Origin of the sequence: Psychrobacillus sp. OK032, assembly GCF_900111345.1 — a bacterium.
Classification (GTDB): domain Bacteria; phylum Bacillota; class Bacilli; order Bacillales_A; family Planococcaceae; genus Psychrobacillus.
The window spans coordinates 212,738-227,151 of the sequence record NZ_FOGY01000005.1 but is presented as its reverse complement, the minus strand read 5'-3'; the positions used below and the strand labels follow the sequence as shown (position 1 = coordinate 227,151).

At 36.9% G+C, this 14,414-nt stretch carries 12 protein-coding genes and 1 pseudogene; 9 read left to right on the top strand and 4 right to left on the bottom strand.

Annotated features, from left to right (window positions below; genetic code table 11):
* The first annotated feature begins 23 nt into the window (after positions 1–23).
* Together BMZ04_RS11775 and BMZ04_RS22015 are read left to right on the top strand one after the other, a co-directional pair.
* Positions 24–1,046: a TRAP transporter substrate-binding protein gene (locus tag BMZ04_RS11775; RefSeq protein WP_093270340.1), complete on the top strand. Its 1,023-nt coding sequence runs from the start codon at positions 24–26 to the stop codon at positions 1,044–1,046.
* Positions 1,047–1,244: 198 nt separating this feature from the next.
* Positions 1,245–1,414, top strand: a pseudogene (locus BMZ04_RS22015) (aldehyde dehydrogenase family protein); the annotation flags it as partial.
* A gap of 126 nt (positions 1,415–1,540) precedes the next feature.
* Here BMZ04_RS22015 and BMZ04_RS11770 read toward each other — a convergent pair.
* A complete protein-coding gene (locus tag BMZ04_RS11770; RefSeq protein ID WP_093270338.1) occupies positions 1,541–2,644 on the bottom strand; it encodes a M24 family metallopeptidase in 1,104 nt (367 codons plus the stop codon).
* Between the two features lie 135 nt (positions 2,645–2,779).
* Between BMZ04_RS11770 and BMZ04_RS11765 the strand changes: the two genes are divergently transcribed.
* From BMZ04_RS11765 to opp4C, 6 genes are all read left to right on the top strand, one after another.
* Positions 2,780–3,856, top strand: a complete 1,077-nt coding sequence (locus BMZ04_RS11765) for a M24 family metallopeptidase (RefSeq protein ID WP_093270710.1) — start codon at positions 2,780–2,782, stop codon at positions 3,854–3,856.
* Positions 3,857–4,133: 277 nt separating this feature from the next.
* Positions 4,134–5,114 carry an ABC transporter ATP-binding protein gene (locus BMZ04_RS11760; RefSeq protein ID WP_093270708.1) on the top strand — a complete coding sequence of 327 codons (981 nt, stop codon included), beginning with the start codon at positions 4,134–4,136 and terminating at the stop codon, positions 5,112–5,114.
* 41 nt (positions 5,115–5,155) lie between these two features.
* On the top strand, positions 5,156–6,175 hold the full coding sequence (locus BMZ04_RS11755) for an ABC transporter ATP-binding protein (protein ID WP_093270706.1): 1,020 nt from the start codon (positions 5,156–5,158) through the stop codon (positions 6,173–6,175).
* A gap of 87 nt (positions 6,176–6,262) precedes the next feature.
* On the top strand, positions 6,263–7,912 hold the full coding sequence (locus BMZ04_RS11750; RefSeq protein ID WP_093270335.1) for a peptide-binding protein: 1,650 nt from the start codon (positions 6,263–6,265) through the stop codon (positions 7,910–7,912).
* Positions 7,913–8,040: 128 nt separating this feature from the next.
* Positions 8,041–8,991, top strand: a complete 951-nt coding sequence (locus tag BMZ04_RS11745) for an ABC transporter permease (RefSeq protein WP_093270332.1) — start codon at positions 8,041–8,043, stop codon at positions 8,989–8,991.
* Positions 8,992–9,002: 11 nt separating this feature from the next.
* The gene (gene opp4C, locus BMZ04_RS11740; RefSeq protein ID WP_093270328.1) at positions 9,003–9,920 is read left to right on the top strand and encodes an oligopeptide ABC transporter permease; all 918 of its coding nucleotides are present in this window, start codon (positions 9,003–9,005) and stop codon (positions 9,918–9,920) included.
* 56 nt (positions 9,921–9,976) lie between these two features.
* Here opp4C and BMZ04_RS11735 read toward each other — a convergent pair whose 3' ends face one another.
* On the bottom strand, positions 9,977–12,019 hold the full coding sequence (locus BMZ04_RS11735; RefSeq protein WP_093270325.1) for a prolyl oligopeptidase family serine peptidase: 2,043 nt from the start codon (positions 12,017–12,019) through the stop codon (positions 9,977–9,979).
* Positions 12,020–12,181: 162 nt separating this feature from the next.
* Complete coding sequence (locus BMZ04_RS11730) at positions 12,182–12,424, bottom strand: hypothetical protein (protein WP_093270322.1); 243 nt, start codon at positions 12,422–12,424, stop codon at positions 12,182–12,184.
* 177 nt (positions 12,425–12,601) lie between these two features.
* Here BMZ04_RS11730 and BMZ04_RS11725 point away from each other — a divergent pair, with 177 nt between their 5' ends.
* Complete coding sequence (locus tag BMZ04_RS11725) at positions 12,602–13,456, top strand: DUF2268 domain-containing putative Zn-dependent protease (protein ID WP_093270318.1); 855 nt, start codon at positions 12,602–12,604, stop codon at positions 13,454–13,456.
* On the opposite strand, the gene BMZ04_RS11720 is transcribed toward BMZ04_RS11725, so the two are convergent.
* Complete coding sequence (locus tag BMZ04_RS11720; RefSeq protein ID WP_255367904.1) at positions 13,437–14,060, bottom strand: class I SAM-dependent methyltransferase; 624 nt, start codon at positions 14,058–14,060, stop codon at positions 13,437–13,439. The genes BMZ04_RS11725 and BMZ04_RS11720 overlap by 20 nt on opposite strands.
* Positions 14,061–14,414: the final 354 nt, after the last annotated feature.

Here is a 14,414-nt window from a genome sequence, read left to right as displayed (position 1 = left end):
TTAATGAATAGGAGAGAAGAAAAATGAAAAAAATATCGTCATTGATTTTAATGGTGCCCCTATTAATGCTTATGGTCGGAGGGTGTTCTGGAAAATCTAATAGTGCTGGCGCTGAAATTGGGAATGGTGAAGAGAAAAATGTGGAACTGAAAATTGGACATATTTTAACACCGGATAGTCATTATCAAGTGATGATTGATGAAATGACGAAAATAGCAGAAGAAAAATCGGATGGATCTATTAAAATTACATCTTTCCCACAATCACAATTGGGTGATGAAATCAAAATGATCCAAGCGACTCGCTCTGGAACAATTTCAATGTTTGTATCAGGTCAAGCTGCATTAGAAAACACAGTTAAAGAATATGAAATTTTCGACATTCCTTATCTTTTTGATAGTTTTGAACAAGCAAATGAAGTTTTGGCTGGAGAAATCGGCAGAAAGTATTTAGATATGCTTGAAGAGCATCAATTGGTTGGGCTTGGTTGGTTGACTGCTATGGAGAGAAATGTGTTCTCAACGAAAGAAATCAAAGAAGTAGCCGATATGAGGGGATTGAAATTACGGGTAATGCAGGCACCTGGATATGTCGATACGTATAATGCGTTTGGATCACAACCAACTCCCATGGCTTATTCTGAAGTTTATATGTCTTTACAACAAGGTGTTGTAAACGGCGGTGATATTTCACCGGATCAATTTATGAATGACCGATTTAATGAAGTAGCGGAGTATTATAACTTAACAAAAGCGCATTATCTTCCTGCCTTATTGGTCATGTCTCAAAAGCAATGGAATGATCTTTCAGATAATCAACAGAAAATCTTGCAAGAAGCTGCGGATGAAGGTTTAAAAAAAGGTATTGAATTTTACGCACAAGCTTATGAGGATTCATTGAAAAAAGCGGAAGAAAGTGGCGTTACAATTGTAGAGACAGACTTATCGGGGTTCAAAGAAAAGGCAGAAAAGACGCAAGAATCACTCATTAAAAGCATTCCAAATGGACAAGCACTTTATGATGAAATACAGGCGGCTAAAAAATAAGAGAGCAGAGTGGTAAGTGAAATCTTGCTCCCTGTAATGAACCAAAACTTAGGAGGAATTTATCATGACTAAACTAGAAGGCGTATTTCCAGTACTTGTTACACCCAATATCGAATATTTTATCAATTAAGACGTCACAGGAATTGGGGAGTTTGTTAGCAAGAACTGTTCAAAGCGGTTGAAGTGGCCGTTGCACAAGCCGGTAAGCTTAAAGCCGGAAGAGTTTGGATTAACGACTTCGGTCTAGAATGGGAAACAATGCCGTTTGGAGGATATAAGCAATCGCGAATCGGTCGCGAAATGAACGGGAATACGGATTGGCCAACTATACAGAAGTGAAAAGTGTCTTTGTGAATATCAAACATTAATTGTCTAAAAGTACTTTTACTTGATACCTAAGTAGTTACTTTTGGAAAAACTAGAAATAAAAAAACCTTGCAGCTGTATAGCGGTAACAATATATTGGTTGCCGCCATACAGTTGGAAGGTGAAAATTAAAGGACTTGAAGCTGTTTTGGGAAAGTAGTCAAAACTTCCGCATTACCATCTTCGTTGATGTAAACAATATCTTCTATACGGACACCACCGACATTTGGTATATAAATTCCTGGTTCAATTGTAAAAACTAAACCGGCTTCTGCAAGTTGTTCGTTGTTTTGATGGATGGAAGGTTCTTCATGTACTTCAATACCTAAGCCATGTCCAACACGGTTATTGAAGTAATCACCATATCCATTTTGATGGATAACATTTCTAGCTGCGATATCAAATGTCTTTAAGGAGACACCTTCTTGTACTGCTTGAATGCCAGCTTCATTTGACTGCAATACGATATCATAGATTTCTTTTTGCTTTTCAGATGCTTCGCCAATGATAAATGTTCTGGTAATATCGGAACAATATCCATCTTTCACGACCCCGAAATCGATTAATAAATAATCTCCTCGTTGGATTGTTCTTTCTCCAGGAGAACCATGCGGTAATGCAGCCTTTTCCCCGGACAATACAATGGTGGAGAACGACGGACCATCCGCACCGAACTTCCTCATGAGAAATTCCAATTCGCCCGTCAATTCGGACTCGGACATGCCAATTTTTACTTTCTTAATGCCTTCTTTCAACACTTTTTCAATAATTCTGATGGCATCTGATAACTTCTCAATTTCCTCTGCCGATTTTTTCATTCTTTGTTTGTTTACGAATGGTTGCACATCTACTACTTCTACATCTGGAAAATGGGCTAGTAGGCTAATATAACGATCATAGCTTAGGTTCTTTGCCTCAATTCCAACCGTTTTCGATAGTTTGCCAATCGACTTACTTACGACCTCCAATGGAACTTCCTCGTCTGAAATCGAGATAATCGTTGCTATATCAGCTTCCTGTAATGCAGCATCTTTGTCTAAAGCAGGTACAAACAAGTATGTCTGATCTGTTGAAACGTTAATAATCAAAGACATGAATCGTTCGTGAGGATCTGAATTGAACCCCGTATAATAATAGACATTTGCCGGTGCAGTGATCATGACAGCACCGATATCATTCTGAGCAAGATAAGCCGTCAAATGCTCCCGTCTTGTTTCATATAAATTACCCAATATAATACCCTCCTAAGTTTGTCGTTATTACTGATTATGCAAGAGTGATGCCATATTGGCAATAAGAGTTGGTATGGTAATTGCATTATGGTTTATGCAGAGGTAGTTACGAACAAAAATATTGGAGGCGGAAAAATGGATAGGATTGCGAAGTTACAAAAACAATTAGAAGAATTAAATATGGATGGTTTGATGATTAACGGAGACTGGAATCGACGATACATATCCGGATTTACAGGAAGCAATGGAGTTGTTCTGATTACCAAAAATGATGCGAGATTTATAACAGATTACCGTTATTTGGAGCAGGCAAAAAGTCAAACGGGCTTGGATGTTGTTTTACATAAAGAGCATACGGGTCACAAGCATAAAATTTATGATGAAGTAGCTAGGCAAGTCAAACAAATGAACATAAAACGGCTTGGATTTGAGCAACAACATTTGAATTTCGGAAACTACTCTAAGTTAAATGGACTAATCGATTCAGAGTTAGTCCCTACATATGATGTAGTGGAAAACATGCGTATGGTGAAATCAATAGAAGAAATTGAAAATATTAGAATCTCTTCTAAAATTACAGACGATGCGTTCGTGCACATCTTGGATTTCATTCGTCCAGGATTGACAGAGCTTGCAGTCGCAGAGGAATTAAAAAATTACATTCAAAAGAATGGTGGGATCACTTCTACATTTAGTCCGATTGTGGCATCAGGGCAAAGAGCATCACTACCTCATGGTCGGGCAAGTGACAAAATAATTGGACATGGTGATATGATCACCATCGACTTTGGTACTAATTATAATGGCTATTGGTCTGATATTTCCCGCGTTGTGTCAATGGGAGAGCCAAGTGCAAAAATGAAAGAAGTCCACCAAGCCGTTTTTCAATCATTCACAAACTGCGTTACCAATATAAAAGCAGGCCTAACGGATCGGGAAGTAGATAAGTATATGAGAGAGATCCTAATCGAAACTGGTTTCAATGAATTCTCCGGTACAGGAACAGGTCACGGAATTGGTCTTGAAGTCCACGAAAAACCGTTATTCTCCGCAGACTCAGAAAAGATTTTATTACCTGGAATGGTAGTCACGATAGAACCGGGAATCTATTTACAGGACATTGGAGGAGCGAGAATCGAAGATATGCTACTTATAACAGAAGATGGCTGCGAAGTATTATCACCATCACCCAAAGAATTAGTTATTTTATGATAAATAATAATCGGTTGAAATGTAAAAGAAAATGGACACATATAACGAATACCTGTAGATATTTTAGACACTTTTCTTAAATAAACAATTAAAAATTCGTAGCTTAGAATTAGGAATAATAAGCTACTAAATTTAATTTCTTCATTTCAGTAAAGCTACCTCTATAATTATCTGAATAAAAAGAATATTTGGCATGAATATTGCAATAAATTTATTATGCATGGGGTTTTGATAGTAAAAGTTTTATAGAGAAAGATAAAAAATGGGGTGAAACATGTTGTCTACAATATTGGAAGTAAATAATCTTAAAACATATTTCAAGAAAAATAAACGCATTGTTCGTGCAGTCGATGGAATTGATTTCAAGATAAATGCAGGTGAAATTGTTGCACTTGTTGGAGAATCAGGATGTGGGAAAAGCATGACATCCCTATCTATTATGGGACTTGTACCATCTCCAGAAGGGAAGGTAGTAGAAGGGGAGATTTTGTTAGATGGGGTTAATCTAGCAGAATTAACCGAAAAGAAAATGTATAAAATTCGCGGGAAAGAGATTGCAATGATTTTCCAGGAACCGATGACATCCCTTAATCCAGTTCTTACAATTGGCGATCAATTATTAAGTGTTATTATTTATCATTTAAAGTTGCCAAAAAGGGAAGCAGAACAAAAAGCGATTGAAATGCTAGAGTTAGTTGGATTTTCTGATCCAGAAAAATTACTAAAAAGTTATCCGCACCGGTTATCTGGTGGAATGCGACAACGTGTGATGATTGCGATGGCAATGTCTTGTAATCCAAAGCTATTAATCGCAGATGAGCCGACAACTGCATTAGACGTTACTATTCAGGCACAAGTTTTGGAATTGATGAAAGAGATTAGTATAAAGTTTTCTACTTCAATCCTATTGATAACGCATGATCTTGGTGTTGTTTCTGAACTAGCAGACAGAGTCATCGTTATGTATGCAGGGCAAATTGTTGAAATTGCAAATATCGATGATTTGTTTGACTATCCCCTTCATCCTTACACAGTTGGACTCATCAACTCCGTTCCAAAAATAGAAGGTGAAATAGAAAGGCTTCAAGCGATTAAGGGAAATGTTCCTGCACCTGGAACTATTATAGAAGGCTGTAGATTTGCAAAAAGATGTAACAAAGTATTTGAACGTTGTACAAAAGAAATGCCTGCTCTAAGAAAAATGGACGGGACTAGATCTGTTCGTTGCTTTTTATATGATGATGTGGGGGGAGAATAATGGGTTCGACAAGTTTATTAGAATTTACTTCACCTCTTAACATGGAAGAGGTAAACAAAGTAATCGAAGAAGAAACGTTATTAGAAGTACAAAATTTAAAAATGTATTTTCCCATCAAAGCAGGAATTATTCAACGAGTAGTTGGTCATGTAAAAGCAGTGGACGATATTAGTTTTCGTGTGCGAAAAGGAGAAACACTAGGAATTGTCGGGGAATCAGGTTGCGGAAAGTCTACGATGGGCAGGGCACTTATTAGGCTATATGAACCGACTGGAGGAAGCGTGCTATATGACGGTATTGATATTACAAAATTGCCAGAAAGAGCATTAAGGCCGCTCATTCGAAAAAAAATACAAATGATTTTTCAAGATCCTTATGCCTCATTGAATCCAAGAAAATCGTTAGGGAATCTTTTGAAAGAACCATTAAAGGCACATGGGTTATACGCTAATTCAACAGAACGAAATGAAAAAATAAAAGAACTACTTGAAGTAGTAGGCTTGCATTCATCTTCCATGAATTATTATCCAAACGAATTTTCAGGAGGACAGCGTCAAAGAATTGGAATAGCACGGGCGCTCGTATTAAATCCCGAGTTAATCATTGCCGATGAGGCTGTTTCTGCATTGGATGTATCTATACAGGCGCAAATTATTAATTTATTGGAAGATTTACAATCGCAATTTAATCTTACGTATATTTTTATCTCTCATGATTTAAGTGTTGTAAGACATATTGCAGATCGCGTAGGAGTGATGTATTTAGGAAAACTCGTTGAATTGGCTGATAAAAATGATATATATTCAGAAGCCCTTCATCCTTATACCCAAGCTTTACTCTCTGCCGTACCAACTATACGACAAAAAGGAACTATAAATAGAGATAGAATTATCTTGAAGGGCGATATACCAAGTTCGTCCAATCCGCCTACAGGGTGTGTTTTCCATACAAGATGTCCAGCAAAAATAAAAGCTTGTGAAACAATCGTTCCACAGTTAAAAGAAGTGCAGCCAAATAGATTTGTTGCCTGTCATTTATATGATAATCCCCAAATAGTGTAATAGGTTGTTCGTTAACTTATTTGGAAGGGGGGATTTATACAAAAATACTGGTTTTAGTTGAATATAAAAACAGAGGGGGAAAATGAAATGTTAAAAAATCGTTTTTTATTATTCATCGTCTTTATGTTCGTGCTAATTGTCACAGCATGTTCAGATGGAACAGTGGAAGAAAGCAGTAATGAGGCGAATAGCGAAAAAGAAGATAACCAAACAGAGAATACGCAAACAGAAGAGAAGTCTGGCGGTAGTTTAGTTTTAGGAACGACAGCGGCACCGACTTTATTTAATCCATATTACTCAACGGATACTTCTAGTTCAACGATTGAAGGTTTCATTTTTAGTGGACTGGTAACGGTGGATACGGATTTCAATCCTGAAGGAGATTTGGCTGAGAGCTGGGAGTTCACTGAAGATGGGTTAAGATGGACTTTTCATTTACGAGAAAATGTGAAATGGCATGATGGAGCTGACTTTACGGCGGATGATGTCGTCTTCTCATACGGCATCCCATTACACGAAGACTATATCGGACCACGTGGATTACCGTTTGAAATTATTGAGGAAATAAACAAGGTTGATGATTATACAGTAGAATTTGTCCTTTCCGAGCCGTATGCACCATTCATCACAATTACAGCACAATTTGAAGTACTACCAAAGCATATTTTAGGGGAAGTTCCTATAGCAGAACTTGGTATGAACAAGTTTAATACGAAGGAACCAATTGGAACAGGTCCTTTTAAATTTCAACAATGGAAAGAAGGAGAATATATCGAACTTATAGCCAATGAAGATTATTATCTAGGCGCACCAAAATTAGATTCTATCATTTATAAAATCGTTCCCGATATGAATACATTAATGGCACAGTTGCAAGTTGGGGATATAAATCTGACAGGTATATCACCACAATATATTGAGACGGCTAAAAAACTAGAGGAGCAAGGAAAGGTTGTCGTAACTTCAGGACCTTCTAATGCTTTTGAATATATTGGTTATAACTTACGCAACGAACTATTCCAGGATAAATTAGTTAGACAAGCCCTAACGCATGCGATAGATAAAGAAGCAATAGTCCAAGCTATTTTGGACGGATCGGGAGTAGTAGCACATGGCCCAGGTAGCCCGGCAAACTGGGCGTTTAATCCAGATGTACCAAAGTTCGAATATGACCCTGAAGAAGCAAAAAGAAAGTTGAAAGAGGCAGGATGGGAGCCGAACAAAGACGGAATATTAGAGAAAGATGGTAATAAGTTCGAGTTTGTTTTAAAAACTACATCCGCAAATGAAATACGTCAACAAATTGCAGAAGTTGCCCAACAACAATTAAGTGAAATTGGTATTAAGACATCGATTGAATTGCTTGAATGGAGTGCATATGTAGAGCAAACAAGTCCTCCATTATGGAATTTTGATGCAATTGTTGCTGGTTGGTCTATTGGAAGTGACCCGGACCCAACTTGGTTCTGGCATACTTCAGAAATTGAAAATGGTTTGAATTATAACGGTTTTTCAAATGAGCGCGTGGATGAACTTCTATCCGAAAATACAAAAATATCGGATATAGAGGAAAGAAAGAGAATTATTGCTGAAGCAGATGCAATTGTTGCTGAAGAACAGCCAGATACTTTCTTATACTATGTAGAAGGTAGTTTAGCAAATGCACCTAACCTTCATGGTCCGAAGTTTAATGCAGCTAACACTTATTACAAAATACATGAATGGTATATAGATTAATATTAGAAATCTTTTTAGTATCAAAGGTGGCGAGCATTTCCCGTACTTCGTTTCGTGGAGATGTTCGCATTTCTCATATTTCAAACTTTAAAAGGTACTAATTAATTCCCTTAAGGAGTGGGCTAGAAATGACTACATATATAATAAGACGAACATTAATGGCTTTCCCATTACTTTTTCTTATAACAATCATTTCGTTTGGCATGATGCAAATGGCACCTGGGGATCCGACTGCGTTAATGATGGATCCCATGATAAAGCAGGAAAATCTAGCGGCATATAAAGAGGCTTATGGTTTAAATGATAATGTAATTGTGCAATATGTCAGATGGTTAGGAAATATGATTCAAGGAAACTTTGGAGAATCACTTATTCGTCAAGGTGTTCCTGTCAGTGAGCTAATATTGGCCAGGTTACCAAATACGCTTATATTAATGATTGTATCGTCGGTTATAGCTTTTTTAATCTCCATTCCACTTGGCGTCATTTCTGCAACTAAGCGTAACTCCTTAACAGATTATTCCATTACCTTTGTATCCTTTTTAGGGGTTGCAACACCTAACTTTTGGATTGGGCTTGTATTAATCATGTTTATGTCCGTGCATATGGGGTGGTTTCCAACCGGTGGGGTAGCTACACTTGGTGAACCATTTAGTATTTGGGATCGAATACACCATTTAATACTTCCCGCTTTTGTACTTGCAACAGCAGATATGGCTGGTTTAACAAGATACTCCCGGTCTAGTATGTTAGAAGTGCTTCGACAAGATTATATTAGAACTGCGAAAGCAAATGGTTTTAAAAATGGAACCGTGATTTTTAAACATGGTCTTCGAAATGGGCTTATTCCCATTATTACAATTATAGGATTAATGTTGCCATCGTTTATTGGAGGTTCTGTCATCATTGAAAGTATATTTGCTTGGCCCGGGATTGGCTTGCTCTTTGTGGAAGCGGCATTTCAAAGAGATTATCCTGTCATAATGGCGGTAGTAGTTATTGCAGCTTCGTTAGTAGTAATTGGTAACTTAATTGCAGATATACTTTACGCTATTGTTGATCCAAGAATTGAATATTAGGGGGAGATGAAATGACACTTTCAGGGCGAAATTTAACGGTAAACGAACCATTACTTATAGAAGAAAAACAAGAATTTGCTCACGAATCTATTTGGAAAGTCATGTTACGTAAATTTCTAAAAAACAAATTAGCTGTTATTGGAGCAATTATACTAGTTATTATTATTGCATCTGCCATATTTGCACCATGGTTAGCGCCACAAGATCCAAGTAAACAAGTATTGCTAGATAAGCTGAGTCCACCAGGAGAAAAATATATTCTAGGTGCAGATAATTTAGGTCGTGATGTATTAAGTAGGTTACTTTATGGAGCTAGAGTATCTCTCCTTGTTGGTTTTACCTCTGTTGCGGGTTCTATTTTTATTGGGACAATGATCGGTGCGATAGCAGGTTATTACGGAGGAAAGCTCGATGCCATACTTATGCGTTTTGTTGATGCGGTTATTTCATTTCCATCATTATTTCTTCTAATAACACTTGTTACAATCTTTGATCCGAGTCTAATGACATTAATTTTCGTTTTCGCAGTCTTTGGTTGGACTGGGACTGCTCGATTAGTTCGAGGAGAATTTTTGGCACTTCGATCATCGGAATTTGTATTGGCTGCAAGAACATTAGGTATAAAAAATTCAAGAATTATCTTTTCGCATATACTACCAAATGCTATGGGGCCGATAATTGTTTCTGCGACACTTGGGGTAGGGGGAGTTATTTTAGGGGAAGCTGCACTAAGTTACCTTGGTCTTGGTATACAACCACCTATTCCGAGCTGGGGAAATATGTTGCAAAGTGCGCAAAACCCTCAAATCATGCTTGGTGCATGGTGGTACCCACTTCTTCCAGGGTTTATGATTTTAATTACTGTATTGTCCTTTAACTTTGTAGGAGATGGACTTCGTGATGCGTTTGATCCTAAAATTAATGAATAAAGAAGACTGTCTAAAATGTTCATCATTTTAGACAGTCTCCTTATTTTTAATACATGTCAATTCATCCCTAGGAATTTATAAATAAATGTATAAATATCTGTATGTTCTTCGATAATCTTGGAAGTTGGTTTTCCTAGACCGTGACCCGCATCCTTTTCAATTCTTAATAGAATAGGAGCTTCTCCAATTTTAGCCTCTTGAAGTGTGGCCGCATATTTTTTAGCGTGTAGTGGCACAACTCGATCGTCTGTATCAGCTGTTGTGATTAATGTAGCTGGATAGTTCCGATTAGGCGAAATATTATGGAGTGGAGAATAGGCATAGATTGTTTTGAAGTGCTCTGCATTTTCTTCTGCGTTTCCGAATTCCGACGTCCAAAAGCGTCCAACTGTAAAGTGTTGATATCTAAGCATGTCCGTTACCGGCACTTGGCAAATGACAGCATTATATAATTCAGGGCGTTGGTTCATACAAGCCGAGACTAAAAGTCCTCCATTACTTCCTCCCATAATTGCTAGTTTAGAAGAATTCGTATAATCACTACTAATTAACCATTCCGCAGCTGCAATAAAATCATCAAACACTTGTTGCTTTCTTTCAAAAGTTCCTGCTTGATGCCAATCTTCTCCGTATTCACCGCCTCCTCTGATGTTAGCTACGGCGTAAATGCCACCATCTTCTATAAACATCGCATTAGAAGCAGAGTAGGAAGGGGTCATGCTAATATTAAAACCACCATATCCATATAACAGTACAGGGTGATCTGCAGTTAGCTGAATGCCTTTTTTATGAGTGATAAACATCGGAATATTCGTTCCATCTGTAGAAGGATAAAAAACTTGAGTTGTCTCAAAGCGAGAACTATCCAAACTCACTTTCGATGAAAAAACGGTATCTAGAGATTTTGTATGAAAATCATATCGTACAACTGTCGTTGGTGTTAAATAAGAAGTATAACTAATAAACATCTCTTTTTCTTTCTTATTAGTGCTAATATTCGTCACTGTAATCATATCGGGAAGATCTAATATCCTATCAAATACACCGTCAAGGTCATACAACTTTATTTGATCTTTGGCGTGATGCATATACGTAATGGCTATTTGATCATCTATTAGTTTAATAAAGGACATAACATCCTGTTGCTCTGGAATAGTTTCTTTCCATTGGTTCATCTGTGGTTCATTAAGGTTAATTGCAACTATTTTTCCATTTGGTGCATCTTTATTTGTATAAATATAAAAGGTAGTACCATTATTACCGATAAACGAATAGTTGGCATCACCGGCATCTGCTAGGGGAATGAATGCATCATCACTTTCAATCGCTCGATAATAGAGGCGACTCTTGTTTTCTGTTCCTTTCCATGATTCGAGTAAGAGATACTTGTAGTCATCTGAGACGATGGGACGGAACGCTAGCTCTTTATCATCTGGTCTTTCATGGATTAATTTATCCTCCGATTGAGGCGTATTTACGATGTGAAAATAGAGACGATTATAGTTACTTTCATCTACAAGTTCTACCGTTCCTTGATCAGGAAAGCGGCTATAGTAGAATCCCGTGCCATTTTCGATCCAAGCAAGACTACTAAATTTACATCTGTTGATTATTTCTGGGTATTCAAAACCTGATTCCATATTTCGAATTTTTATTTCTTGCCAGTCGCTGCCATTCTCGGAAATTGCATATGCCATCAATGTTCCTTCTTTATTGAAGGAAATGTTTGTTAGTGCAGTTGTTCCATCCGAATTCAACGCATTTGGATCAATTATTACTTCTGGTGTAGCATCTGTAAGTGCATGAGCACGATAGAACACCGGCTGATTTTGTAAGCCATCATTTTTATGATAGTAGTAATACGATCCTTCCTTTTGAGGGATAAAATATTTTTCGTAATTCCAATGCTCCATAAGCTTGTCTTTTATGGTCACTCTATTTTGTATTTTGCTGAAATAGGCATGCGTTTGTTTGTTTTGGTTGTCTTCCCAGTTTTTTGTTTCTATACTTTTATCATCTTCTAGCCATCTGAAAGGGTCTTCCACAAGTGTGCCGTGATAGTTATCTACTACAATTCCTTTTTCATTTTTCGTTTGCATCGGATTCGTTCTCCTTTATCGTTTATTTAACATTAATAAATATATGCAAGTTATATGCCAATACAATAAAAAACAAATAAGAAAGGGAGTATGAAAATTCCCTTTCTTATTTCCCCTACAAAAAAGCATTATGGAATGTATTTGAATAGGATAGGATATGTCTTACCAAAAAAATACGGATGCTAAAGCAATTCCGGTAATAGCACCGAGCGCAATACCAAAGCCAACCCCAAATCCTTCACCAAACCAACCTAAGCCATACCCACCAAATTCTGCATCTGGTCGAATCCAAACTCTATTTCTGCTAACTCTAGTAATTTCACCTACGTGAACACTGCCATCACGACAATTTATTCTCACTCTTTGCCCATGATATCTACAACATTGATTGTATAAATTATTCATATTCGTCCTCCTCTCATGACAAATTACATACATGTATGTCCTATTAACATATGCGGTTCATAATATTTCACAAAAGACAAACGTCTAACGAAAAATGGAATGTAAAAATATTTCATGATTCTAAAAATAATTTGACATGTAAACATAGAATAAAGAAAAAAGAAAAGGAAGAGATGCATGCCAGTAATTCAAACACAAAATCTTCTTAATAAATTTGTGGAACTGTGTGAAGAGCAATCAGGAAGAGGGGTAACTAATATACATTCTGAAATAATTGGTGGACCTCTCAAGAAGTTATTCCCCACAGTAAATCCTGAAATCGTACAGTATGAACTTCTCAGGAATGGTTTATTTCAGCCCGGGGAGTGGAGGAATATTAAAGATACTGTCAAACGAATGGAAGCACAAAATGTGTGGCAAATTGTGAAACAGGAATATAAACTATTAAGAAAACGGTGGAATGGACCAAAAGTTTCCATCTATATTCTCCCGATAAAAAATGCAAATGCAAAATCAAGAAAGGAAATACCTAAAAAAAATGGCATAGCTTATAGAGGCGCATTATTTTTGTTCTTGTCTCCTGATCTCCATACGGAAGAAATAAAGGCTCTGTTTGCACATGAGTATAATCATGTGTGCAGACTAGATTATTTGAATCTAGCTCCAAATCAGATTTCTTTATTGGATTCGTTAATTATTGAAGGACTTGGTGAATATGCGGTAAAGGATTTGTATGGTGAAAAGTGGTTAGCACCTTGGATAAATCTTTATGCATTTGATGAAGCTGTAGATATATGGAAAAAACATTTTATACCTTCATTACATGTTACAGGAGTTAAAAATCATCAGGTTTTTTTGTTTGGTAAAGTGGGAAGTCGCTTGCCGAAATGGATTGGTTATCATATAGGTTTTCAAATTGTAGATAGTTTTCAAAAGAAGCATGGACCTTTTCCAAGTAACGCAGTATACAATAAATCTGCTAAGGAAATAATCACAGGTTCTGACTTTCCTATTAAGATAAATGACATTTAAATACCCGGAAGCCAATGAAATGATTGTTTTGAAGGACAAATTGATCGTGCTTCTCCCATAGATCGAAGAATTTTGAATGGATATTTTTGGATTGATTGACGTCATGAAGTTCACTTGGTATTAGTGCAGATGGTGTTTTTATCGTTTCAATTTTAGTGAATCCAGCTTGCTGTAGTTTAGCTCTCCACTCTTCTTCCGTTAGAACTTCGCGTATTCCGTATAAACTAAATATTTCTCTTTGCAATGCTTCTGTTGGATTTTGCTCAGCTGTCATTTCGATGATAATCATCCTACCAGTATTTTTTATTACTCGTGCAAGTTCATCTAATGTTTTCGAAATATGAGTGAAGGCGATTACTGACTCGGCAATGACTAAGTCGAATGAATCATCCGCAAATCTTAAATTTTCAGCGTCCCCTTCTATCAATTGGATGGGGGGATTATTATTTTTGAGTCGTTCTTTCGCTTTTTCAACCATGATGGGATGTTTATCGATCGCTGTAAGTTGGCAATGAAACCTTTCCGCTAAATAAGCTGCGGTTTGCCCCGTCCCACAACCTAAATCAAGTACAGCTTCCGTTCGTTGAATGTTTTCGTCTTCCAATATAGATTGGGTTAAAGCAAATCCCCCAGGATGTGCGCCACCAATACCAAAATAAGCTAATAAATCTAAATAATCATTAGACAGTGATAATCCCTCCTAATCGTAATACAGATATAATATGCTTGTCATACACTTTGGAACTGTATGAGGACAAAGATACAGTGCATATATTATTGCATGTATATTAAAGAAGATAATCCCACTTTTTGAGAATATGATACAAAAGCGGGGAAGATATAACAGAATATGTTTACCATATGGTTCTAAACAAAATGATGAACTTTATAAGGAATAGGTTAAGAAATATACTGATTAACGAGATCGAGTGAATCTGTTGGAACGAAGAATGCATGC

What these genes read in the sequence shown, in the direction of transcription:
- BMZ04_RS11730 (WP_093270322.1), bottom strand. Translation starts at nt 12,424, where the DNA reads ATGAATAATTTATACAATCAATGTTGTAGATATCATGGGCAAAGAGTG.
- BMZ04_RS11725 (WP_093270318.1), top strand. Translation starts at nt 12,602, where the DNA reads ATGCCAGTAATTCAAACACAAAATCTTCTTAATAAATTTGTGGAACTG.
- BMZ04_RS11775 (WP_093270340.1), top strand. Translation starts at nt 24, where the DNA reads ATGAAAAAAATATCGTCATTGATTTTAATGGTGCCCCTATTAATGCTT.
- BMZ04_RS11750 (WP_093270335.1), top strand. Translation starts at nt 6,263, where the DNA reads ATGTTAAAAAATCGTTTTTTATTATTCATCGTCTTTATGTTCGTGCTA.
- BMZ04_RS11765 (WP_093270710.1), top strand. Translation starts at nt 2,780, where the DNA reads ATGGATAGGATTGCGAAGTTACAAAAACAATTAGAAGAATTAAATATG.
- BMZ04_RS11745 (WP_093270332.1), top strand. Translation starts at nt 8,041, where the DNA reads ATGACTACATATATAATAAGACGAACATTAATGGCTTTCCCATTACTT.
- BMZ04_RS11755 (WP_093270706.1), top strand. Translation starts at nt 5,156, where the DNA reads ATGGAAGAGGTAAACAAAGTAATCGAAGAAGAAACGTTATTAGAAGTA.
- BMZ04_RS11735 (WP_093270325.1), bottom strand. Translation starts at nt 12,019, where the DNA reads ATGCAAACGAAAAATGAAAAAGGAATTGTAGTAGATAACTATCACGGC.
- opp4C (WP_093270328.1), top strand. Translation starts at nt 9,003, where the DNA reads ATGACACTTTCAGGGCGAAATTTAACGGTAAACGAACCATTACTTATA.